This is a genomic window from Paraburkholderia phenoliruptrix (genome assembly GCF_902859825.1).
In the GTDB taxonomy this organism is placed as follows: domain Bacteria; phylum Pseudomonadota; class Gammaproteobacteria; order Burkholderiales; family Burkholderiaceae; genus Paraburkholderia; species Paraburkholderia phenoliruptrix.
Genome location: NZ_CADIKB010000021.1, coordinates 46,972 through 67,546, shown reverse-complemented (window position 1 = coordinate 67,546; position 20,575 = coordinate 46,972). Strand labels below are relative to the sequence as shown.

Below are 20,575 nucleotides of genomic sequence, written 5' to 3'. Positions count from 1 at the left end.
TCAAAGTTCGTAGGTTTCGTGTTCGCCCTTGAGTGCCTGCTCGATCAGCTTGCGGTTCAGGCCCGGCGAGAGCAGCTCCACCAGCGTGTACACATAGCTGCGCAGATACGCGCCCTGTTTGAGCGCGACGCGCGTCACGTTGCTGCCGAACAGGTGGCCGACCGGCATCGCGCGCAAATGGCGGTCGCGCTCGCCGTTAAACGCGATATCCGCCATGATGCCGACGCCCAAGCCCAGTTCAACATAGGTTTTGATCACGTCGGCGTCGATCGCCTCCAGTACGATGTCCGGGTGCAGCCCGCGCAGCCGGAACGCCTCGTTGATCTTGCTGCGGCCGGCGAAGGCGTTGTCGTAAGTGATCAGCGGATACTGGGTCAGGTCGTCCAGCGAGAGCAGCTTGCGGTCGAGCAGCGGATGATCCGGCTGCATCACCGCGACGTGATGCCACTGGAAGCACGGCAGGGACACCAGTTCCTTATAGTTGGAAATCGCCTCCGTCGCGATAGCGACGTCGGCCTGGTCGTGCAGCACCATCTCGGCGACCTGCGTCGGGCTGCCTTGCAGAATTGAAAGGTGGACCTTGGGAAAGCGCTTCTTGAATTCGGCGATGGCGGCCGGCAGCGAATAGCGCGCCTGCGTGTGGGTGGCGGCGATCACGAGGTTGCCCTGGTCCTGCGCGGCGTAGTCCTTGCCGACGCGCTTCAGGCTCTCCACTTCCTGCAAGATCCGCTCGACCGACTGCAGAATGATCCGGCCCGGTTCGGTCAGCGAACGCACTCGCTTGCCGTGCCGCGTGAAGATTTCGACGCCCAGCTCGTCCTCGAGCTCGATGATCGCCTTCGACACGCCCGGCTGGCTTGTATACAGCGCCTTGGCCGCTTCCGTCAGATTGAAGTTCTGCCGCACAGCCTCGCGGACGAAGCGGAACTGGTGCAGGTTCATATATAACCTCTCCGCATATCAAAAGAATTTTTTAGTCGTTTGAAATATAAGGCGAGTTTATTACGATCTGTCCATCTTTTTCAATATGGATATCTGTATTTGTTATAAGCAAATGAGAGATAGGTCTAAACCCTGACTCGAAGTGGCTGACAAACACGGACGTTCAGAGCGCGGCGGAACCGGACCGCTGTGGGTAACGCAAAAAAATTGGGGTCCCCGAATGTACCAATACGATCAGTACGACCAGACCATCGTCGATGAACGGGTCGCGCAGTACGCCGATCAGGTTCGCCGCCGCTTGTCGGGCGAATTGAGCGAAGAGGAGTTCCGTCCGCTGCGTCTGCAGAACGGCCTGTACTACCAGCGCCATGCGTACATGCACCGCATCGCGATTCCCTACGGCAACCTGCGCAGCGACCAACTGCGCATGCTCGCCACCATCGCGCGCGAGCACGACCGCGGCTACGGCCATTTCTCCACGCGCTCGAACATCCAGTACAACTGGATTAAGCTCGAGGAAACGCCGGAGATTCTGCGCAAGCTCGCGTCGGTGCAGATGCATGCCATTCAGACGTCGGGCAATTGCATCCGCAACATCACCGCCGATCAGTTCGCGGGCGTCGCGCCCGACGAATTCGTCGATCCGCGGCCGTGGGCGGAAATTCTGCGTCAATGGTCGACGTTCCACCCTGAATTCCTGTGGCTGCCGCGCAAGTTCAAGATCGCCGTGTCCGGTTCGCATGAAGACCGTGCCGCCGTGCAGATTCACGACATGGGCGTGTACGTGAAGCGCAACGCGCAGGGCGAGCTGGTGGTCGACATTCTGGCGGGCGGCGGTCTGGGCCGCACGCCGATCGTCGGCGCCGTGATTCGCCGCGATCTGCCGTGGCAACACCTGCTGACTTACAGCGAAGCCGTGCTGCGTGTGTACAACCGCTACGGTCGCCGCGACAACATGTACAAGGCGCGTATCAAGATTCTCGTGAAGGCGCTGTCGCCGGAGAAGTTCGCCGCCCAGGTCGAAGAAGAATGGCAGCACCTGAAGGACGGTCCTTCGACGCTCACGCAAGCCGAACTGGATCGCGTGTCGCAATACTTCCAGCCGCCGGCGTACGAGAAGCTCGCCGACACGGACGCTTCGTTCGAAAAGCATCTGCTGGAAAACCGCGCGTTCGCGCGCTGGGTCGAGCGCAACGTGCGTCCGCATAAGGTGTCGGGCTACGCGGCGGTCACGCTGTCGCTGAAGAACGGCGTTGTCGCGCCCGGCGACGCCACGGACGCGCAAATGGAAGCCGTCGCGGATTGGGCCGACGAGTACTCGTTCGGCGAGATTCGCGTGTCGCACGAACAGAACCTGATTCTCGCGAACGTGAAGAAGCGCGACCTGTTCGCGCTGTGGGAAAAGGCGAAGACGCAAGGCTTTGCGACGCCGAACATCGGTTTGCTGACCGACATCATTGCGTGCCCGGGCGGCGATTTCTGCTCGCTCGCCAATGCGAAGTCGATTCCGATTGCGCTCGCCATCCAGCAGCGCTTCAACGATCTGGACTACGTGTACGACCTCGGCGACGTGTCGCTGAACATCTCCGGCTGCATCAACGCGTGCGGTCATCACCACGTCGGCAACATCGGCATTCTGGGCGTCGATAAGGACGGCTCCGAGTGGTATCAGGTGACGCTCGGCGGCGAGCAGGGCTCGGGCGCGGACGGCGCGCGCCTTGGCCGCGTGATCGGCCCGTCGTTCTCGGCGGAAGAAATGCCGGACGTGATGACGAAGGTGATCGACACGTTCGTGGAAAACCGCGAAGAAGGCGAGCGTTTTATCGATACGTACAACCGCATCGGTATCGCACCGTTCAAGGAACGCGTGTACGCATCGCGTCAACCGGCTCACGCGTAAGCGCGCAAAGGAAACACAACAGATGGCTTCTATCATCAAGAATCGCGCGATCGTCAACGACGACTGGACACTGGTGCGTCCGTCGGAAGACGGCTCGCTGCCCGCCGTGAACGAACTGCCGGCCGGCAAGGTGCTGGTGCCGCTCGCGTTCTGGCAAGCCGCGCGCGACGCGCTCGTCGCCTCGCGCGGCGCCGACGAACTGGGCGTGTGGCTCGCGCCGGACAGCGAACCGGCTGACATTGCGGGCGACCTCGACAAGGTCGCGCTGATCGCCGTGGACTTTCCGGTGTTTCGCGACGGCCGCGGCTACAGCATCGGCCGCTTGCTGCGCGAGCGCTATGGCTACAAGGGCGAACTGCGCGCAATCGGCGACGTGCTGCGCGACCAGGTGCGCCTGATGTTCCGCTGCGGCTTCGACGCGTTCGCCGTGCGCGAGGACAAGGACATCGCCGACGCAATCAAGGCATTCGACGACTTCACGGTGCAATACCAGGGCGCATTCGACGAACCGTCGCCGCTCTTTCGCCGCCGCGCTGCGCTATCGGCGTCGTCTGCTTCCGCAAAGGTCCCCGCATGAGCGCCGCTTTGACGCCGTCGCTCACGCCGGAGCTCGCTGCGAAGGTCGAGCGCCTGAACGCGCTGCTCGATTCGATCGCCGCGCGCCACGCGAACGTGAAGCTCGCGAGCAGCCTCGCCGCCGAAGACATGCTGCTCACGCACGCCATTCTCTCGCGCGGCGTGAAGATCGGCATCTTTTCGTTGAACACGGGCCGCCTGCATGCCGAAACGCTTGGCATGCTCGATCGCGTGAAAGAGCGCTATGGCTACGAGATCGAGCAGTTTCACCCGCAGGCTGCCGCGGTCGACGAATATGTCGCCTCGTATGGCCTGAATGCATTCTATGAAAGCGTCGATCTGCGCAAGCGCTGCTGCGAAATCCGCAAGGTGGAGCCGCTCAATCGTGCGCTGTCGGATGTCAGCGCGTGGGTGACGGGCCAGCGTCGCGAGCAGTCGGTGACGCGTGCTGAACTGCACGAGGAAGAGCACGACGCCGCGCGCAACATCGCGAAGTTCAATCCGCTCACGGACTGGACGGAAGCGGAAGTGTGGGACTACCTGAAGGCGTTCGACGTCCCGGTAAATCCGCTGCACGCGCGCGGTTATCCGAGCATTGGCTGCGAGCCCTGCACGCGTGCGGTGCGCCCCGGCGAAGACAGCCGCGCGGGCCGCTGGTGGTGGGAGTCGCGCGATACGAAGGAATGCGGCCTGCACATCACGACCATTACGCCGATTGCGGTGGACCGCAGCGAGAACGCTCCGGCTTGACGCATGGCTGAGTTGTGCGGCGTTGGTAGAAGATTGAAGACTTGCCTTTGCGTCTTCGCGCCGCACATACCGAACTGAATCTCTGAGCTTTCGCGAGCAACCGCTCGACAAGCGAATCAACGAAGGACCCAAACATGAGCACCACGCTCGATTCCACTGTCAACGCTCCGCTTGCCAATACGGCGAACCGGATGGATCACCTCGATTGGCTCGAAGCCGAGTCGATTCATATCCTGCGCGAACTGGTCGCCGAATGCAGCAAGCCCGCGCTGCTGTTTTCGGGCGGCAAGGATTCGGTCGTCGTGCTCGCGCTTGCCATGAAGGCGTTCGGCATCGGCGCAAATCGCAAGACCGTGCTGCCGTTCCCGCTCGTGCATATCGACACGGGCCACAACTACGACGAAGTGATCGACTTCCGCGACCGTCGCGCGAAAGAGATCGGCGCCGAGCTGGTGGTCGGCCACGTTGAAGATTCGATCAAGCGCGGCACGGTGCGTCTGCGTCGCGAAACGGATTCGCGCAATGCAGCGCAAGCGGTGACGCTGCTCGAAACCATCGAACAGCACGGCTTTACCGCGCTGATCGGCGGCGCGCGCCGCGACGAAGAAAAGGCCCGTGCAAAAGAACGCATTTTCTCGTTCCGCGACGAGTTCGGCCAATGGGACCCGAAAGCGCAGCGCCCGGAACTGTGGAGTCTGTACAACGCGCGTCTGCATAACGGCGAACATCTGCGTGTGTTCCCGATTTCGAACTGGACCGAGCTCGACGTGTGGCAATACATCGCGCGCGAAAAACTCGAACTGCCATCCATTTACTACGCGCACCGCCGCGAGATCGTGCGCCGCAACGGCCTGCTCGTGCCGGTCACGCCGCTTACGCCGATGCGTGAAGGCGAGGTCAGCGAAACGGCTGTGGTGCGTTTCCGCACGGTGGGCGACATCAGCTGCACGTGCCCGGTGGAAAGCGATGCGGACGACCTCGAGAAGATCATCGCCGAAACGGCCGTGACGGAAATCACGGAGCGGGGCGCGACGCGGATGGACGATCAGGTCTCCGAAGCCGCGATGGAACAGCGCAAGAAGCAAGGTTATTTCTAAGCACGCCGAACGAGGAACACGAACATCATGAGCAGCATTCACCAACCTGAAGACCTCGGCGTGCTTCGCTTCATCACCGCGGGCAGCGTCGACGACGGCAAGAGCACGTTGATCGGCCGTCTGCTGTACGACAGCAAGGCTGTGTTGTCCGACCAGTTGTCCGCGTTGTCGCGCGCGAAGAACAAGCGCACCGTCGGCGACGAAATCGACCTCGCGCTGTTGACGGACGGTCTTGAAGCCGAACGCGAGCAGGGCATTACGATCGACGTCGCGTATCGCTATTTCGCCACCGCCAAACGCAAGTTCATCATCGCCGATACGCCGGGCCACGAGCAGTACACGCGCAACATGGTGACGGGCGCGTCGACCGCGCATGCGGCGATCATTCTCGTCGACGCGACGCGCGTGACGTTCGTCGACGGCGTCGCGCAACTGTTGCCGCAGACCAAGCGTCACAGCGCGATCGTCAAGCTGCTCGGCTTGCAGCATGCGATCGTCGCGATCAACAAAATGGATCTGGTTGATTACAGCGAGACGCGTTTCAACGAAATCCGCGACGCGTATGTCGAACTCGCGCGACAGCTCGGTCTGTCCGACGTGCGCTTCGTGCCGGTGTCGGCGCTGAAGGGCGACAACATCGTGACCGCGAGCGAGCGCATGCCGTGGTACGCGGGCGAGCCGCTGCTTGATCTGCTCGAAGCGCTGCCTGTCGAAGTGGCGACGGGTGAGGCGCTGCGCTTTCCGGTGCAGTGGGTTGCGCGCCAGGACGGCAGCCAGGCCGACGATTTCCGCGGCTACATGGGCCGCGTCGAATCGGGCGAAGTGAAGGTGGGCGACACGATCGTCGTGCTGCCGGCCAACCGTGAAGCCACGGTGGCGGAGATCATTGCGCCGGTGGTGGGCGGCACGGCGGCGGTCGACCGCGCGTTCGCCGGTCAGACGGTGACGATCCGTCTCGCGGAAGACGTCGACGTGTCGCGGGGCGATACGTTCGTGTTGCGCGAAGCGGCGCCGGAACCGGCGAAGAAGCTCGAAGCCGACCTGTGCTGGTTCGACGACACGCCGCTCTCCACGCAGCGCAAATATCTGCTGAAGCAGACCACGAACACCGTGTTCGCGCGCATCGGTTCGGTTAAGGAAGTGCTCGACGTGCATACGCTGTCGCACTCCACCGAACGCCACGAACTGTCGATGAACGACATCGGCCGTGTGGCGCTGACGCTGCAAAAGCCGCTGGTGTGCGACGTGTACGACTCGCATCAAGGCACGGGCGCATTCGTGCTGATCGACGAGGCGACGCATCACACGGTCGCAGCCGGCATGATCCGCGCGTTTTCCGCGTAAGCGCGGCGAGCGGGCGGCGCTGTCGCGCTGCCCGGTTATTGCGCGCGGGGCGAGCGCACTGAACAACAGGCTTGAGCTAATGGGCAAGGTATATCTGATCGGCGCGGGACCCGGCGCCGCCGACCTGATCACGGTGCGCGGCGCGCGGCTTCTCGCGAGCGCCGACGTCGTTCTGCATGACGCGCTCGTCGAGCCGGCCATGCTCGACTACGCGCCGGCGCACGCGCGGCGCATTGCGGTGGGCAAGCGCTGCGGGCAGCTGTCCGCGGCGCAGCAGTTCATCAACAAGCAGATCGTCGACGCCGCGCTCGAACACGAGGTCGTGGTGCGCCTGAAGGGCGGCGATCCCATGCTGTTTGGCCGGGCCGACGAGGAAATGCGCGCGTTGGAGGCGGCGGGCATCCCTTATGAGGTGGTGCCTGGCATTACGGCCGCGCTCGCCAGCGCGGCCTCGCTGAAGCGTTCTTTGACGTTGCGCGGCGTGTCGCGCAGCGTAGCTTTGGCGACGTTCAGCCGCGCCCCCGGCTCCGACGAAATCCGCGAGCAGGTGAATGCCGATTCGCTCGTGTTTTACATGGGCCGTGACAGCGGGGTGGAGATTGCCCAGCAACTGATTGACGCCGGCAAGCCTCGAGCGACGCCTGTCGCGATTGTCGAGGCTTGCAGCACCGAACGCGAGCGGATGTTGACGTTGACGCTGGAAGCACTCGCTGCTGGCGAAGCGCAGCGGTGGGTGGACGCTTCGCAGCCTAGTTTGCTGATGATCGGCGAGGCTTTTGCGGAGCGGGAAGGGGCGAAGGACGTGGTGAGGTCTGCCGTGGGTGGGGTGTTGGTGGCGGCTTAAAAAACTCAACCCTGCCGCAAACAATACCCCACGACAGCATCAAGCACAGCCTCATCCTCGCCGACCGCCCCGGCGCAGCGAATCTCCACCGCAGGCAGCGTCTGCCGGCACCGCTCGATCAAATCGGGCAAGTCCTTCCTGATATGCCCGCCTTGCCCAAAAAACACGGGCACGACGGTAATGACATCGCAGCCGTCGGCCGCGAGCTGGCTTACCGCGGTGGGCAAGTCCGGCTCCATCAGCTCAAGAAAAGCCAGACGGACAAGCCCGTCGTCGCCGCCCGAGCCGCGCGCTGCGCGCAGCTTCGTGGCCAGCCGCTCGAACGGCTCACGCCAGCGCACATCGCGTGCGCCGTGACCAAACAGGATCAATCCATGCGTTGCCATCGCGAAGGCTCCTAATGGCGATCAACCCACTTTAGCCCGACGAGGCCGAGCACCAGATAAACCAGCCCCGGCGTCGCCGCCGTCAAGGGCGCGGGCCACGTGTTCAGCGTGCCGATATGCGAGAACAACGTGTTGAACAACTGGAAGCTCATGCCGAGCATGATCCCGCCGAACACCTTCATGCCGACAACGCCGGCTCGCGTATGCAGATACGCAAAGGGCAGCGAGAGCACCAGCATCACGAACACCGCAAACGGGTACAGCAGCTTGCGCCATAGCGCGATTTCATAGCGCTGCGTGTCCTGATGGTTCTCGGTCAAATGCTGGATGTAGCGGAACAGGTTGAACATCGACATGCGATCCGGCGACACCAGCAGCACCGACAGAATCTGCGGCGTCAATTCCGAGCGCAGTGAATATTCAGGCAGCACAACCTGCTTCGCGCGATACACCGGATTCAGCGCGTCGGCGGGCGTGCCGGAAGGCGGCGGTACGTCGATCAATTGCGTGTCCGTCACGCCTGTCAATTGCCAATGACCGGGCGGCTGATAAACGCCGCTCTTCGCGATGCGCACGTTCGAGAGCCGGAATTTGGAATCGAACTCGTAGATCCGGACGTTGCTGATGGTCGCGTCCGGCCTCAGTTCGCCGACGTTGACAAAGCGCGTGACCTGCTCGCCGTCCGCGCGCGCGGTCAGCGTGTCCTTCACCCACACGCCCGACTGGAAGTTGCTCGACACCGACGATCCCAGCGCCTCGAGCCGTACGCGCTCCGACAACTGATCGGTGTACGGGCCGATCACTTCGCCGATCAGATAGGTGAGAAATACCAGCGGAATGCCGATTTTCAGCAGCGAGCGCAGCGCCTGATTGGTGGCGAGTCCCGACACGCGGAAAATCGTGTACTCCGAATTCGCGGCCATTTGCGCGAACACGTAAATCGCACTGATCAACGCGGCGACGGGAATGATCTCGTAGAAGCGCGACGGCGTTTGCAGCGCGACGCGTAGAACCGCGTACTGGAATTTGTAGTTGCCGTGGCCGACCGAGTTCAGTTCGTTGATCAGGTCGAAGAAGAAAAACAGACCCGAGAACGCGAACAGAATGAAAATGAACGTGAGGTAGACCTGACGCGCAAAGTACCTTTCATAGATGCGCATTGGTCACGCTCCCTGCGTACGGCTGAACATGGCGCGCGTGAAGAGCGGCCGGTTGCGCACGCGCAGCCAGAAAATGAACGCGACAATGCCTGCCACGATCACATGCAGAATGACGAGCCCGACGCCGAACGACATCTTCCCTTGCTCGATCCACGACTGCACCACGTTCAGCAGGTTCGAATACGTCAGATAGATCAGCACCGCCATCACGAGATTGATGGTGCGGCTGCGCCGCGGGTTCTGGTGCGCAAGCGGAATGGCCAGCAGCATCAGGTTGATGGCGATGAGCGGCAGCCCCGCGCGCCAGGCGAATTCGGCGAGATTTTCGTTCGTCGGATTGCGCAGCAGCGTCAGTGTGGGCGTGCCCGTGGTAGTGGGCGTATTGACGACCGGCTGACTTTCGATTTTCACGCCGTAACGCTCGAACTCCATGATGCGGAAATCCGGATGGCCCGGTTCGCCTTCATAACGGCGGCCGTTTTCCAGCACGACGAAGCGGTCGCCGTTCTTGTGCGTCTCCGTGTGGCCGTTCTTCGAGACGACCACGTTGACCTTGCCGTTTTCCGTGCTCGTCACGAATACGTTTTCCACGTGCCCCTGGTCGGGTGACATCTTCTCGATGAAAAACACGCGATGCGTGCTCGCGGATTCGCGGAACTGGCCGGGCGCGAGCAGCGAAACCTCGTCGCGCTGCTGGAAACGCGCGCGAATCAGCTTGCTTTGCTGATTGGACCACGGCCAGCCGACGAACACAAAGAACATGATGAGAATCACGATCGGCGTGGCGAACATGCCGATCGGCTTGATGAATTGCGTGAGACTCACGCCCGAGGACAGCCACACGACCATCTCGGAGTCTTTATACCAGCGCGTCAGCACGAACAGGATCGACACGAACAGCGTGGCGACGAGCATGATGGCGAGATAGCCGATCACAGTGAGGCCGATCAGGACCAGCACGTCGCGCGGGTCGATCTCGCCTTGCGCCGCGAAGCCGACGATGCGGATCATCATCGTGGTCAGCACGAGCGTGAGCAGAACCATGAACACGGCACCAGCCGTATACGCGAGTTCGCGCTGGAGGGAGCGTTCGAAGATCATTATTGATGATGAGAGGGGGCGCTCTCAGCGACGCGCGGGTTGCTTTCCGTCACGCCTCCGGTGCAGCCGCCGCGGGAAAAATAGCGGATAATTGCGGCTTTCATCCTAAGCCCAGATTTTATCCGAGGACAAGCGCGATGGACTTTAGCATAAAAGCCTGTGATTGGACCAAAGGCTCGACAAACGGTTTCCTCACCGGAAAATCGGATTGCATCGTAATCGGCGTGTTCGAGTCGCAAACGCTCTCGGGCGCGGCACTTGAGATCGACGCGGCCACCAAGGGGCTCCTGACCCGCATCATCAAGGCGGGCGACATGGACGGCAAGGCCGGTACCACGCTGTTCCTGCATGAAGTCTCGGGTATCGGCGCATCGCGCGTGCTGCTCGTCGGCCTCGGCAAACAGGACGCTTTCACTCAGAAAGCCTACGGCGAAGCGGTGCGCGCAGCATGGCGTGCGCTTCTCGCCACCCGGATCGTGCAGGTCACCTTCACGCTGGCGCAACTGCCCATCCTCGAGCGGTCGGCCGACTGGGGCGTGCGCGCCGCGATCCTCGCGTTGCGCGAACTGACCTACAAGTTTACGCAAATGAAGAGCAAGCCGGACAACTCGGCGCGGGCGTTGAAACGCATTGTCTTCAGCGTGAACACCGGCGACGAGAAGGCCGCCAAGCTCGCCGCGAAGCAGGGCGCCGCGCTCGCCAACGGCATGGATCTGACGCGCGACCTCGGCAATCTGCCGAGCAACGTGTGCACGCCCACCTATCTCGCGAACACCGCGAAAAAGCTCGCGAAAGACTGGAAGCTGAAGGTCGAGGTGCTCGGCGAAAAGCAGTGCGAAGCGCTGAAGATGGGCTCCTTCCTGTCGGTCACGGCCGGAGCGGTCGAGCCCGCGCAGTTCATCGTGCTGCAGTACCTGGGCGGCGCCGCGAAGGCCGCGCCGGTGGTACTGGTGGGCAAGGGCGTGACGTTCGACACGGGCGGCATTTCGCTCAAGCCGGGCGATGCCATGGATGAAATGAAGTACGACATGTGCGGCGCCGGCTCGGTGCTGGGCACACTGCGCGCAGTCGCCGAAATGGGCTTGAAGATCAACGTGGTCGGCATCATTCCGGCTGTCGAGAACATGCCCTCGGGCACGGCGACCAAGCCGGGCGACATCGTCACCAGCATGAAGGGGCTGACGATCGAAGTCCTCAACACCGACGCCGAAGGCCGCCTGATTCTGTGCGACGCGCTCACGTACGCCGAGCGCTTCAAGCCGGCCGCGGTGATCGACATTGCCACGCTCACAGGCGCCTGCATCATCGCGCTCGGCCATCACAACAGCGGTCTGTTCTCGAAGGACGACGCGCTTGCGGGCGAGCTGCTCGATGCGTCGCGCGAGGCGTCGGACCCGGCGTGGCGCCTGCCGCTCGACGACGAGTACCAGGAGCAGCTCAAGTCCAACTTCGCGGACATCGCCAATATCGGCGGGCGTCCGGCGGGCAGCGTAACGGCCGCGTGCTTCCTGTCGCGCTTCACCGACGCGTATCCGTGGGCGCACCTCGACATCGCCGGTACGGCCTGGAAGAGCGGCGCGGCGAAGGGGGCGACGGGTCGTCCGGTGCCCTTGCTCGTGCAGTTTCTGATCGACCGGGCCGCGGACGGTCGCGCCGCGGACGGCCGCCTTGCCCCATGACGCATTGCAGTAAGATCGCGCGCGCCGGAATGTTTGCCGTATCGGCAACAAGCGCAAAGCGGAGCCGCCGATGACTCGAATCGATTTCCACTCGAACGTCGGCGACTCGCTGCTGTATGCGTGCCGCCTCGCGCGCAAGGCATACCAGGCGGGGCAGCCCACCATCGTCGTCGCGGAGCCGGAGCGGCTGCGCGCGTTCGACGAGCAGTTGTGGACCTTTTCGGCGCTCGACTTCGTGCCGCACTGCATGGCGGGCACGCCGCTCGCTGCACACACGCCGATCGTGCTCGCTGCGAATCTCGACGACGTTCCGCATCACCAGGTGCTGCTCAATCTGGGCGCAAGTGTGCCCGCGCAATTCGCGCGCTTCGAAAGATTGCTCGAAGTGGTCGGTAACGCACATGACGAGCTCATCGCCGGCCGCGAGCGCTACCGTTTCTATCGCGATCGCGGCTATGCTTTGAACAACTACAAGCAGGGCGGCTAGGCTTTCGTCCTACCTCGCGTTGTGCTTCGCGTTGCGGTCTGACGAGGCGCTCGACGCACACGCGGCCCGCTATTGCTACGACTCAAACACGGAGGGCGCACGTGTCCGACCCCAACGATAACTCGATCCCCATTCTGCAAGAAGTGCTCGTGCCGGGTCACGCGGCACAGCGGCGCTGCGCCGGCCACTTCGCCGGCCGCGACTTCCGTCCCATCGGCCACGACTCCTGCTGCTCCGGTCTCACCCGCCGGCGCTCCGGCGTCGACTTCGGCCGCTCCGGCCTCCGCTACCGCTGCTCGTCCGGCTGACATGCCGCTGCGCGCATCCGAGGAGCTTCGTGAGCCCGGTTTGCAAGCGGAGCCCGAGCTCGCGCCGCAGCCGGTGCTGTCGCCGGAAGACACGCTGGCTCCCGAGCCCGTGCTCGCGCCGGAGCCCGCTGCGGTTCCCGCGCGGCCTACAATCCATTCCGACGACGCCCACCGCGCAGAGGAAGCCGAGCACGCGCATGACGAGGTGCTCGCGGCATCGGCGGGGGTGTTCGACCGGACCGAGCCGCCGCCGCCGCTGGAAGCCGGCGCCACGGTCCCGCCGGACATCGCGCAGGAAGGCGGCGAGCAGCTGCCTCGCGGCGTCGACGCGGAGCTCATCGCCGGACGTCTACGCGAACGGTTTGCGGGTTTCCTCGCGGGCGACGGACTCACTATCGTCGAAGCGCGCTGCCGCAGCACCGTCGAGGAGCACACCACGCGGCTCGTCGATCAGATCACGCGCGAAGTCGTGTCGACGCTGGAAAAAGAAATGACCGGCTGGGTACGCGAAGCGGTTGAAGCGGAGATGGTGCGGCGAACCTCTGGCGCGTGATGCTCGCGTATTGATTGCAACCTGGCTGCTTTGGACAGCATAGTTCACGCGCGCCCAGACGCATCCGCGCGGCGCAAGCCCGGCTACTTCAACGTCAACACCCAGCTTGCCAGCGTGGCGGCCTGCTCGGGCGTGAGCTGCGTGTTGGCGGGCATCGGCACCTGGCCCCACACGCCGGTGCTGCCGTCAAGAATCTTGTGCTTCAGGTAGGTGGCGGCGTCCTCGCGGCCCGAGTATTTTGCGGCGACGTCGTGCAGCGCCGGTCCCATGAATGGGCGCGCTACCGAGTGGCAGCTCATGCAGTTCTGCTGTTGTGCAAGCGCGAGCCCGGTCGCCGCTTCCGCATGCGCCGTCGCGCTGACGCCGATGGAAAGGGCGGCGGACACCGCAGCCGCTGCAAGCACCGCATACGACATTGATTTCATTCTGGTCTCCGCCGGTGCAGTTGCCCGACTTGTGGTGCGAGCATTATAAAAGGAAAGGGGCGCACGGTTTTTCGTGCGCCCTTTCGCTTTTACGTAGGCATGGCGGCGGGATCTGTGCAGGCCGCTGCTTGAGAATGCTCCATCAGACCGCCGCGCCATGCCGCCGCCTTCGCGGAGCTTGTGCAGCCTGCTTCGCCGGAAGCCGCCCGTCGTCAGCCCGTGACCGCGCCCTTGTTGGCGGGCAGCGCGAGAGCCGAATACTTGGCCAGCACGCCCCGCGTGTAACGCGGCTTCGGTTGCTGCCAGGCGGCGCGGCGGCGCTGCAGTTCGGCGTCGTCGACGTTCAGTTGCAGCAGCAACCGGTGCGCGTCGATGGTGATCGAATCGCCTTCCTGCACAAGGCCGATCGTGCCGCCCACGAACGCTTCCGGCGCGACGTGGCCGACCACCATGCCCCACGTGCCGCCCGAAAAGCGCCCGTCGGTGATGAGACCGACGCTTTCGCCCAGGCCCTTGCCGATGATCGCCGATGTCGGCGCGAGCATTTCCGGCATGCCCGGACCGCCCTTCGGCCCGAGATAGCGCAATACGACGACGTCGCCGGCGACGATTTTGTCCGCCAGAATCGCTTCGAGCGCGCTTTGCTCGTCGTCGAATACGCGCGCCGGGCCGGTGATCACCGGGTTCTTCAGACCGGTGATTTTCGCGACCGCGCCGTCTTCCGCCAGATTGCCCTTCAGGATCGCGAGGTGGCCTTCCTTGTACAGCGCCTGTTCGATTGGAAAAATCACCTGCTGGTCTGCGCGCGGTTTGGCCGGCACGTCTTTGAGTTCCTCGGCGAGCGTCTTGCCGGTGATGGTGATGCAGTCGCCGTGCAAAAGCCCCGCGTCGAGCAGAATCTTCATGACCTGAGGAATGCCGCCGGCCTTGTGCAGATCCGTCGCGACGTACTGGCCCGACGGCTTCAGGTTGCAGATGACCGGCACCTTCTTGCGCATGCGCTCGAAGTCCTCGATGGTCCATTCCACTTCCGCGGCGTGGGCGATCGCCAGATAGTGCAGCACGGCGTTGGTCGAGCCGCCCGTCGCCATGATCAGCGCCACGGCGTTTTCAATCGATTTCTTCGTGATGATGTCGCGCGGCTTCAGGTCTTTCTTGACCGCTTCGACGAGCACCCGCGCCGATTCGGCGGCGGAGTCGACTTTTTCCTGGTCGGGGTTCGCCATCGTCGACGAATACAGCAGCGACATGCCGAGCGCCTCGAACGACGAGCTCATTGTGTTGGCCGTGTACATGCCGCCGCACGAACCCGTGGACGGGCACGCGTTTCTTTCGACCCCTTCGAAATCTTCCTGCGACATGCGGCCCGCCGCGAATTCGCCGACCGCCTCGAACGACGACACGATGGTCAGGTCGGTGCCCTTCCAGTTGCCCGGACGGATGGTGCCGCCGTACACGTAGATGCCGGGCACGTTCATGCGCGCGAGGCCGATCATGCCGCCGGGCATGTTCTTGTCGCAGCCGCCTATCACGACCACGCCGTCCATCCACTGACCTTGCACGCAGGTCTCGATGCAGTCGGCGATCACTTCGCGCGACACCAGCGAGTACTTCATGCCTTCGGTGCCCATCGACATGCCGTCGGAGATGGTCGGCGTGCCGAAGGTCTGCGGATTCGCGTCCGCGCCCTTGACCGCGGCGACGGCCGCGTCGGCCAGACGCTGCAGGCCGGCGTTGCACGGCGTGATTGTCGAGTGGCCGTTTGCAATGCCGATCATCGGCTTGTCGAAGTCTTCCTTCTGATAGCCAAGCGCGTAGTACATCGAGCGGTTCGGCGAACGGGCCACGCCCTGCGTGATGTTCTTCGAACGACGGTTGTAAGGCATGGGGAGCTCCAGTCTGTTGTTTTGCTGGTCGGTCCAGTGTAGTTCGGACGCGTCGGCCCAGAATGCTATTTTGCGATACGCGTGTCCAATATATTATTGACGGCCGATTAGGTCGTAAAATGTATTAATTATGCTGCCAGCCGTTCCCGACCTGCGTCAGTTGCGCTATTTCGTGACCGTCGCCGAAGAAAAGCACTTCGGCCGCGCAGCCGCGCGCCTGTCGATGACGCAGCCGCCGCTGTCGCAGGCGATTCGCGTGCTGGAGGAGACGCTCGGCGTCGAACTGTTCGCGCGCACCAAGCGCTCGGTCGAGCTGACGCGCGTCGGCGCCGACCTGTTGCCCGAGGTGCAGCGCCTGCTGGCGGGCGCGGAAGGCCTGCGGCCGCTCGCGCAGAGTCTCGCGCGCGGCGAGGCGGGCGTGCTGTCGCTCGCGTTCGTGTCGACGGCTGACTATGGTTTGCTCCCGCGCCTGTTGCGCGACTTCGGCGCGCGTCATCCGCGCGTGCGGCTCGAGTTGACGGAGGCCACGAGCGACGTGCAGGTGGACGAACTCATGGCCGGGCGCATCGACGCTGGACTTGTGATCGCGCCGCTGCCGTCGCGGCATGCCACGCAGTTGTCGTGGCTGCCGATCGAGCGCGAACCGCTCGTCATTGCAATGTCGACGGAGACGGCGGCGCGCGTGGCGGCGGCCGTAGGCAGCGCCGGCGATCCGCGCGCGGAATGGCTCGACGCGCCGGTCAGCCTGCGGGAAGTGGCCGATGCGCCGCTCGTCGTCTTCCCAAGACGTTTGGCGCCGGGCTTTTATGACATCATTATGGATTGCTACGGCGTGGCGGGGCTCGCGCCGCGGGTCGGTCAGGAGGCGATACAGATGCAGACCATCGTGAGTCTCGTATCGGCCGGCATGGGTGTCGCACTGGTGCCGCAATCGCTGCGTAACCTGCGCCGCACGGGCGTCGTGTACCGGCCGCTGTCGGAGTCCGTGCCCGCTATCGAGACAGGTCTCGTCTGGCGCAGCGCTGAGGTAAGTCCGGTGCTCGCGGGCTTCATCGACATCGTGCGCGCTCACGCCGCGGCTGCGGCGGCGCAGCCGGCTACGTCCGATGTCGCAGCGCAGCCGGCTACGTCCGATCCCGCGGCGCAGCCGACGGCGTCCCATGTCGCGGCGCAGCCAGGCCGACCCGAAAATTAGCGCGGCGGCCGCGAACGCATTACGCGCTGAGCCGTCCAACGCAGGCGGCGCGCGCCGCCCGTCGTCCGTACAAACAAGCTTCTGAACCTGAACTGCCCATAACAACACGATGCTCATTCACCCGAACTTCGACCCCGTCGCCATTCACCTGGGGCCGCTTGCCGTGCGCTGGTATGGACTGATGTACCTCGTCGCGTTCATCGCGGCGATTGTCGTCGGCCGGCTCCGGCTGCGTTTGCCGTACGTCGCGGCCCAAGGCTGGACGGCCAAAGACATCGACGACATGCTGTTTTACGGCGTGCTCGGCACGATTCTCGGCGGCCGGCTCGGCTACGTGCTGTTCTACAAGGCCAGCTTTTACTTTGCGCATCCGCTCGATATCTTCAAGGTCTGGGAAGGCGGCATGTCGTTTCACGGCGGCTTTCTCGGCGTCACGTTCGCGATGATGCTGTTTGCGTATCAGCGCAAGCGCTCGTGGCTGCAGGTCACAGACTTCGTCGCGCCGATGGTGCCGACTGGCCTCGCGGCGGGGCGGCTCGGCAACTTCATCAACGGGGAGTTGTGGGGGCGCGTGACGGATCCGTCCGCGCCGTGGGCCATGCTCTTTCCCGGCGCCGCGCCCGACGACGCCGCGTGGCTCTCCGCGCATCCGCAACTGGCCGCGCAATGGCATCTGAACGAAGTGTTCGCGCAATATCACATGCTGCCGCGTCATCCTTCGGAGTTGTATGAGATCGCGCTCGAAGGCGTCGCACTCTTCTTCGTGCTGTTTTTCTTCTCGCGCAAACCGAAGCCGCTCGGCGCCATTTCCGCGGTCTTCCTGATCGGCTATGGCCTCGCGCGCTTCACGGTCGAATTCGCACGCGAGCCCGACGACTTCCTCGGACTGCTCGCGATGGGCCTCTCGATGGGTCAATGGCTCTCGCTGCCGATGATCCTCGGAGGCATTGCCATGCTCGTGTGGTCGTATCGCCGTGGCCGCAGCGAAACCGCGCACGCGTTGCCGTAACGCGCGGCGCGTTCCGCGCGCAAGCGATTGACAGCAAAACGCCACCGCATGAACTGCATGCGGTGGCGTTTTCGTTGAGTGCTACAACCCGGCGGGGTAGCTGCGCGTTACTTCATTTGCACCGAGCCCGACACGTTGACCGTCACCGTCGACGTGCCGCCTTCTATCGGCACCGGCGCCGCCATCTTCGCGTCGGCGCCCATGGCGCGCGCGCTCATCATCATGACGGGCCGCGGCATCACGCCGTTGTGCCCGACGTTGACCTCGCGAATCGAATAGCCGCTGTAGCCGAATGCCTGCGCGGACGACGCCGCCTGCTCGCGGAACGAGCGGATCGCCTCGCCGGTCAGCTTCTGCTCGGCGGCGCGCTGCGCTGCGGGTGACAGCGAGAACTGGACGTTGCCCACCTGCATGATGGAAGCCATTTGCCCCGCGAGCTTCGACGCCGCCGCGAAGTCGTGCGACTCCAGCACGATTTCCGTGCGGCCGCGCCACGCGGAGATGCGTCCGTCGCGGTCGGTAGACGGATAGATCGAGAACGAACCCGTGCGCGCGGTCACGCCGCTCACGCCCTTCGCTTTTTGCAGCGCCGAATCGGCGCGCTGATTCAGCGTTGAGGTCAGCGCCGACGGATCGCTCGCCTCCTGCTCGTAGAACAGCGTAATGTCGACGACGTCTTGCGGTACCTCCGCGCTCGCCTGCGCATTCAGCGACAGCACGCCGGCCGGTTGATAGGGCGCGACGCTCTGCGCGCGCGCGGGGGCGGGCGAGAGCACGAGCGCAGCAGGTGCGGCGCAGACAAGCGCGAAAGCGAGTGCACGTGTGGTGTGTTTGGTCATTGTTGGACTCCTTGCTTGAACACGATGGCGCGCGAAAAACGGGAGAGGTTCGCGAGAACTACGTGAGAACTACGCGAGACCCCGCGCGATGCAACGGCGGCGCAGCGTTGCCCGAGCCGTTTGCGAGTCCGTTAGGCGCCTGTAACCTGAGCTTGGTTCCCTAATTTAACGTTGCTGCAACCTTTGCTCACAACGTCGCCCGCGTCCAATCGCAGGCGCGCCGAAGCACTGCCAGGAACCCGGCGAATTCAAACAAGCCGCTTCGTGATGAAGCGCCACTCCGCTTCGGTCACAGGCGTGATCGACAAGCGGTTGCCTCGTGCCAGCACGCGCATGTCTTTCAACTCTTCGTGTTCGCGCAAGGCCGCGAGCGGAATCAGCGGAATCTTCTTCTTGAACACGACGTCGACGAGCAGCCAGCGCGGCGTTTCCTGCGACGACTTGGGGTCGTAATACGGACTCTTGCTGTCGAACTGCGTGGGGTCCGGATATGCCGTGGACGCGACTTCCGCGAGCCCCGCGATTCCGGGCTCCGGACAACCCGAGTGATAGAACAGCACGCCGTCGCCAATCTGCATAACGTCGCGCATGAAGTTGCGCGCCTGATAGTTGCGCACGCCGGTCCAAGGCAGCGTGCGGTGCGGGGCGTTGGCGAGATGGTCGATGCTTGCTTCGTCCGGTTCGGACTTCATTAGCCAGTAGCGCATGAATCGAATTGAACGTTGAACGTTAAGGGTTTGAAGAAGCAGGGGAAACCGCTGCAACATACAACTGCAAAACGCAGCCGCGAGACAGAGATGCAAAACAGAGACGCAGAACGCGACGCACAAACAAAAACGGCACCGGACGCAAGTCCGATGCCGTTCCAAATAAGGTCCCCGCCTTAGCCGCTAGGCCGGCATCCTGAACCGGGGGTTCAGAATTGGTCGCAGTTAGCAGCACTTCGGGTACATCAGACAGAGTGACGCGCACGCCCGTGCTACAAATTTCCGCAACCGTGCACATGGCATTGGTTCAAGGAATATATGACCTTGGCGAACCAGGCAGGGAAGCTAAACCGATGAAACTAAAACGACTGAATTCAAACGTTTGCGATGCGTGGTTCGAGCATGCTTCACGAACGCTGCGCCTGCGCGCTTTCGCTTGAATTCCCGACCGGTCGCAAGACCGGTCAGCAGTACTGCACCCACTCCAGCACTACTTGCAACCACTGGTTACTGCACGCTGTACTGCGCGATGACAGTGCCCAGTTGTTCGTTCATTTGATGCATTGTACGCCGGATTTCCTCAGCAGGAAATGCTTCTCCGTGACGCACGCTTTGTTGCAGCTTAAGCAGTTCGGATGCCAGCGACAGCGCAGCCATGACGGCAATGCGATCCGTGCCGCGCACGTTGCTGTTATTGCGGATCTTCGACATTTCGGCGTCGACTCGCGCGACTGCCTCGAGCAGCGCACCTTCCGTTTCCGGCGAGCAGGCGAGACGATAGGGCACGCCGAGAATCGATACTTCGATCTGCTTGGTGGTCATGCATTTTCTCCGTGGCGAGTGGCGTCGCTCTCCGCTTCCACTTCATGCTGAGCGGGCTCGAGCAGATCGAGCTGGTTGTCCGGCTCGTGATGCGCGCGCGCACGCGGCAATTTCTCGAGGATCGCGTTCAGACGCACCTGAGCGTCGTCGATCTTGGCCGACAGCGCGTCGCGCTCCGCCTCCAGTGCATCGCGTTCCTCGCGCAGCAGTGCAAGTTCCGTGCGCGTCGCTTCGGCTTCGGCGCGCGATTGGGCGAGTTGCTCTTCGAGCGCGACGCGCGCTTCATTGTGGCGCTGGCTGATCGCGATCAGCTTGCCGATATTCTGTGAGAGTGTTTCGAGTTCGGTGAGCATGTGCTGCGTCCTCTAAAGACATCGCATTTTAGCGCGGAATGTCGCACGTTCCGACAATTGTCTCGTTTCGAGACGTAACAACACCGCTTTTTGCAGGCTTTTTTCAACTGAAGAAGAAAAACTACTCGCGTGCCGGCGTGTGCGTCGGACAATAGCTCGACCCTGTCGGAATCGAACGCACGCGCGGCTCGCATTCTTGACTCGCTCAGAGG

The 20,575-nt window shown here is 63.2% G+C and carries 20 protein-coding genes, 1 other RNA gene and 1 pseudogene; 11 read left to right on the top strand and 11 right to left on the bottom strand.

Annotation, left to right across the window (positions count from 1 at the left end; translation table 11 throughout):
• Window positions 1–942 carry a CysB family HTH-type transcriptional regulator gene (locus HV711_RS20180; RefSeq protein WP_013587443.1) on the bottom strand — a complete coding sequence of 314 codons (942 nt, stop codon included), beginning with the start codon at window positions 940–942 and terminating at the stop codon, window positions 1–3.
• A 220-nt stretch (window positions 943–1,162) separates the two neighbouring features.
• On the opposite strand from HV711_RS20180, the gene HV711_RS20175 reads away from it, so the two are divergent.
• The 6 genes from HV711_RS20175 to cobA all read left to right on the top strand — a co-directional run bounded on the left by HV711_RS20175 (window position 1,163) and on the right by cobA (window position 7,453).
• Window positions 1,163–2,842 (top strand): nitrite/sulfite reductase, encoded by a 1,680-nt coding sequence (locus HV711_RS20175; RefSeq protein WP_035482876.1) that lies wholly within the window; start codon window positions 1,163–1,165, stop codon window positions 2,840–2,842.
• 22 nt (window positions 2,843–2,864) lie between these two features.
• Window positions 2,865–3,419 (top strand): DUF934 domain-containing protein, encoded by a 555-nt coding sequence (locus tag HV711_RS20170; protein ID WP_035482874.1) that lies wholly within the window; start codon window positions 2,865–2,867, stop codon window positions 3,417–3,419.
• Window positions 3,416–4,168 carry a phosphoadenylyl-sulfate reductase gene (locus tag HV711_RS20165; protein WP_035482873.1) on the top strand — a complete coding sequence of 251 codons (753 nt, stop codon included), beginning with the start codon at window positions 3,416–3,418 and terminating at the stop codon, window positions 4,166–4,168. Before HV711_RS20170 ends, HV711_RS20165 begins: the two co-directional genes overlap by 4 nt.
• Before the next feature lie 134 nt (window positions 4,169–4,302).
• Window positions 4,303–5,265 (top strand): sulfate adenylyltransferase subunit CysD, encoded by a 963-nt coding sequence (cysD, locus tag HV711_RS20160; RefSeq protein WP_013587447.1) that lies wholly within the window; start codon window positions 4,303–4,305, stop codon window positions 5,263–5,265.
• Between the two features lie 27 nt (window positions 5,266–5,292).
• The gene (locus HV711_RS20155) at window positions 5,293–6,609 is read left to right on the top strand and encodes a sulfate adenylyltransferase subunit 1 (protein WP_013587448.1); all 1,317 of its coding nucleotides are present in this window, start codon (window positions 5,293–5,295) and stop codon (window positions 6,607–6,609) included.
• Window positions 6,610–6,688: 79 nt separating this feature from the next.
• Window positions 6,689–7,453: a uroporphyrinogen-III C-methyltransferase gene (cobA, locus tag HV711_RS20150; protein ID WP_035482872.1), complete on the top strand. Its 765-nt coding sequence runs from the start codon at window positions 6,689–6,691 to the stop codon at window positions 7,451–7,453.
• Between the two features lie 5 nt (window positions 7,454–7,458).
• On the opposite strand, the gene HV711_RS20145 is transcribed toward cobA, so the two are convergent.
• Genes HV711_RS20145 through lptF form a run of 3 tightly spaced genes read right to left on the bottom strand, consistent with a single transcriptional unit; the run spans window position 7,459 to window position 10,100 of the window.
• On the bottom strand, window positions 7,459–7,839 hold the full coding sequence (locus HV711_RS20145; protein WP_035482871.1) for a sirohydrochlorin chelatase: 381 nt from the start codon (window positions 7,837–7,839) through the stop codon (window positions 7,459–7,461).
• Between the two features lie 11 nt (window positions 7,840–7,850).
• Window positions 7,851–8,999 carry an LPS export ABC transporter permease LptG gene (lptG, locus tag HV711_RS20140; RefSeq protein WP_013587457.1) on the bottom strand — a complete coding sequence of 383 codons (1,149 nt, stop codon included), beginning with the start codon at window positions 8,997–8,999 and terminating at the stop codon, window positions 7,851–7,853.
• 3 nt (window positions 9,000–9,002) lie between these two features.
• Window positions 9,003–10,100, bottom strand: coding sequence for an LPS export ABC transporter permease LptF (lptF, locus tag HV711_RS20135; RefSeq protein WP_013587458.1), 1,098 nt, complete (start codon window positions 10,098–10,100; stop codon window positions 9,003–9,005).
• Window positions 10,101–10,237: 137 nt separating this feature from the next.
• Between lptF and HV711_RS20130 the strand changes: the two genes are divergently transcribed.
• From HV711_RS20130 to HV711_RS20120, 3 genes and pseudogenes are all read left to right on the top strand, one after another.
• Window positions 10,238–11,779 carry a leucyl aminopeptidase gene (locus HV711_RS20130; protein ID WP_035482870.1) on the top strand — a complete coding sequence of 514 codons (1,542 nt, stop codon included), beginning with the start codon at window positions 10,238–10,240 and terminating at the stop codon, window positions 11,777–11,779.
• A 70-nt stretch (window positions 11,780–11,849) separates the two neighbouring features.
• Window positions 11,850–12,266, top strand: a complete 417-nt coding sequence (locus HV711_RS20125) for a DNA polymerase III subunit chi (RefSeq protein ID WP_028360381.1) — start codon at window positions 11,850–11,852, stop codon at window positions 12,264–12,266.
• A gap of 101 nt (window positions 12,267–12,367) precedes the next feature.
• Window positions 12,368–13,127, top strand: a pseudogene (locus HV711_RS20120) (DUF2486 family protein).
• 83 nt (window positions 13,128–13,210) lie between these two features.
• Here HV711_RS20120 and HV711_RS20115 read toward each other — a convergent pair.
• Window positions 13,211–13,552: a c-type cytochrome gene (locus HV711_RS20115; protein WP_013587462.1), complete on the bottom strand. Its 342-nt coding sequence runs from the start codon at window positions 13,550–13,552 to the stop codon at window positions 13,211–13,213.
• A 212-nt stretch (window positions 13,553–13,764) separates the two neighbouring features.
• Window positions 13,765–15,438, bottom strand: a complete 1,674-nt coding sequence (gene ilvD / locus HV711_RS20110; protein ID WP_035482869.1) for a dihydroxy-acid dehydratase — start codon at window positions 15,436–15,438, stop codon at window positions 13,765–13,767.
• A 130-nt stretch (window positions 15,439–15,568) separates the two neighbouring features.
• Here ilvD and HV711_RS20105 point away from each other — a divergent pair, with 130 nt between their 5' ends.
• Window positions 15,569–16,633, top strand: a complete 1,065-nt coding sequence (locus HV711_RS20105; RefSeq protein ID WP_035482868.1) for a LysR family transcriptional regulator — start codon at window positions 15,569–15,571, stop codon at window positions 16,631–16,633.
• A 109-nt stretch (window positions 16,634–16,742) separates the two neighbouring features.
• Window positions 16,743–17,642 carry a prolipoprotein diacylglyceryl transferase gene (gene lgt / locus HV711_RS20100; protein ID WP_013587465.1) on the top strand — a complete coding sequence of 300 codons (900 nt, stop codon included), beginning with the start codon at window positions 16,743–16,745 and terminating at the stop codon, window positions 17,640–17,642.
• A gap of 107 nt (window positions 17,643–17,749) precedes the next feature.
• Here lgt and HV711_RS20095 read toward each other — a convergent pair whose 3' ends face one another.
• The 5 genes from HV711_RS20095 to HV711_RS20075 all read right to left on the bottom strand — a co-directional run bounded on the left by HV711_RS20095 (window position 17,750) and on the right by HV711_RS20075 (window position 20,363).
• On the bottom strand, window positions 17,750–18,481 hold the full coding sequence (locus tag HV711_RS20095; RefSeq protein WP_035482867.1) for an SIMPL domain-containing protein: 732 nt from the start codon (window positions 18,479–18,481) through the stop codon (window positions 17,750–17,752).
• 248 nt (window positions 18,482–18,729) lie between these two features.
• Window positions 18,730–19,188, bottom strand: a complete 459-nt coding sequence (locus HV711_RS20090) for an EVE domain-containing protein (RefSeq protein ID WP_035482866.1) — start codon at window positions 19,186–19,188, stop codon at window positions 18,730–18,732.
• 164 nt (window positions 19,189–19,352) lie between these two features.
• A non-coding RNA gene (gene ssrS, locus HV711_RS20085) (6S RNA) lies at window positions 19,353–19,534 on the bottom strand.
• 161 nt (window positions 19,535–19,695) lie between these two features.
• Window positions 19,696–20,010, bottom strand: a complete 315-nt coding sequence (locus tag HV711_RS20080; protein ID WP_013338465.1) for a cell division protein ZapA — start codon at window positions 20,008–20,010, stop codon at window positions 19,696–19,698.
• Window positions 20,007–20,363 carry an ATPase gene (locus HV711_RS20075; protein ID WP_015001970.1) on the bottom strand — a complete coding sequence of 119 codons (357 nt, stop codon included), beginning with the start codon at window positions 20,361–20,363 and terminating at the stop codon, window positions 20,007–20,009. The genes HV711_RS20080 and HV711_RS20075 overlap by 4 nt, the downstream gene beginning before the upstream one ends.
• Window positions 20,364–20,575: the final 212 nt, after the last annotated feature.

What these genes read in the sequence shown, in the direction of transcription:
- ilvD (WP_035482869.1), bottom strand. Translation starts at nt 15,438, where the DNA reads ATGCCTTACAACCGTCGTTCGAAGAACATCACGCAGGGCGTGGCCCGT.
- HV711_RS20105 (WP_035482868.1), top strand. Translation starts at nt 15,569, where the DNA reads ATGCTGCCAGCCGTTCCCGACCTGCGTCAGTTGCGCTATTTCGTGACC.
- HV711_RS20125 (WP_028360381.1), top strand. Translation starts at nt 11,850, where the DNA reads ATGACTCGAATCGATTTCCACTCGAACGTCGGCGACTCGCTGCTGTAT.
- HV711_RS20080 (WP_013338465.1), bottom strand. Translation starts at nt 20,010, where the DNA reads ATGACCACCAAGCAGATCGAAGTATCGATTCTCGGCGTGCCCTATCGT.
- lptF (WP_013587458.1), bottom strand. Translation starts at nt 10,100, where the DNA reads ATGATCTTCGAACGCTCCCTCCAGCGCGAACTCGCGTATACGGCTGGT.
- HV711_RS20155 (WP_013587448.1), top strand. Translation starts at nt 5,293, where the DNA reads ATGAGCAGCATTCACCAACCTGAAGACCTCGGCGTGCTTCGCTTCATC.
- HV711_RS20170 (WP_035482874.1), top strand. Translation starts at nt 2,865, where the DNA reads ATGGCTTCTATCATCAAGAATCGCGCGATCGTCAACGACGACTGGACA.
- cysD (WP_013587447.1), top strand. Translation starts at nt 4,303, where the DNA reads ATGAGCACCACGCTCGATTCCACTGTCAACGCTCCGCTTGCCAATACG.
- cobA (WP_035482872.1), top strand. Translation starts at nt 6,689, where the DNA reads ATGGGCAAGGTATATCTGATCGGCGCGGGACCCGGCGCCGCCGACCTG.
- HV711_RS20145 (WP_035482871.1), bottom strand. Translation starts at nt 7,839, where the DNA reads ATGGCAACGCATGGATTGATCCTGTTTGGTCACGGCGCACGCGATGTG.
- HV711_RS20165 (WP_035482873.1), top strand. Translation starts at nt 3,416, where the DNA reads ATGAGCGCCGCTTTGACGCCGTCGCTCACGCCGGAGCTCGCTGCGAAG.
- HV711_RS20175 (WP_035482876.1), top strand. Translation starts at nt 1,163, where the DNA reads ATGTACCAATACGATCAGTACGACCAGACCATCGTCGATGAACGGGTC.
- HV711_RS20130 (WP_035482870.1), top strand. Translation starts at nt 10,238, where the DNA reads ATGGACTTTAGCATAAAAGCCTGTGATTGGACCAAAGGCTCGACAAAC.
- HV711_RS20090 (WP_035482866.1), bottom strand. Translation starts at nt 19,188, where the DNA reads ATGCGCTACTGGCTAATGAAGTCCGAACCGGACGAAGCAAGCATCGAC.
- HV711_RS20095 (WP_035482867.1), bottom strand. Translation starts at nt 18,481, where the DNA reads ATGACCAAACACACCACACGTGCACTCGCTTTCGCGCTTGTCTGCGCC.
- HV711_RS20115 (WP_013587462.1), bottom strand. Translation starts at nt 13,552, where the DNA reads ATGAAATCAATGTCGTATGCGGTGCTTGCAGCGGCTGCGGTGTCCGCC.
- lgt (WP_013587465.1), top strand. Translation starts at nt 16,743, where the DNA reads ATGCTCATTCACCCGAACTTCGACCCCGTCGCCATTCACCTGGGGCCG.
- HV711_RS20075 (WP_015001970.1), bottom strand. Translation starts at nt 20,363, where the DNA reads ATGCTCACCGAACTCGAAACACTCTCACAGAATATCGGCAAGCTGATC.
- lptG (WP_013587457.1), bottom strand. Translation starts at nt 8,999, where the DNA reads ATGCGCATCTATGAAAGGTACTTTGCGCGTCAGGTCTACCTCACGTTC.
- HV711_RS20180 (WP_013587443.1), bottom strand. Translation starts at nt 942, where the DNA reads ATGAACCTGCACCAGTTCCGCTTCGTCCGCGAGGCTGTGCGGCAGAAC.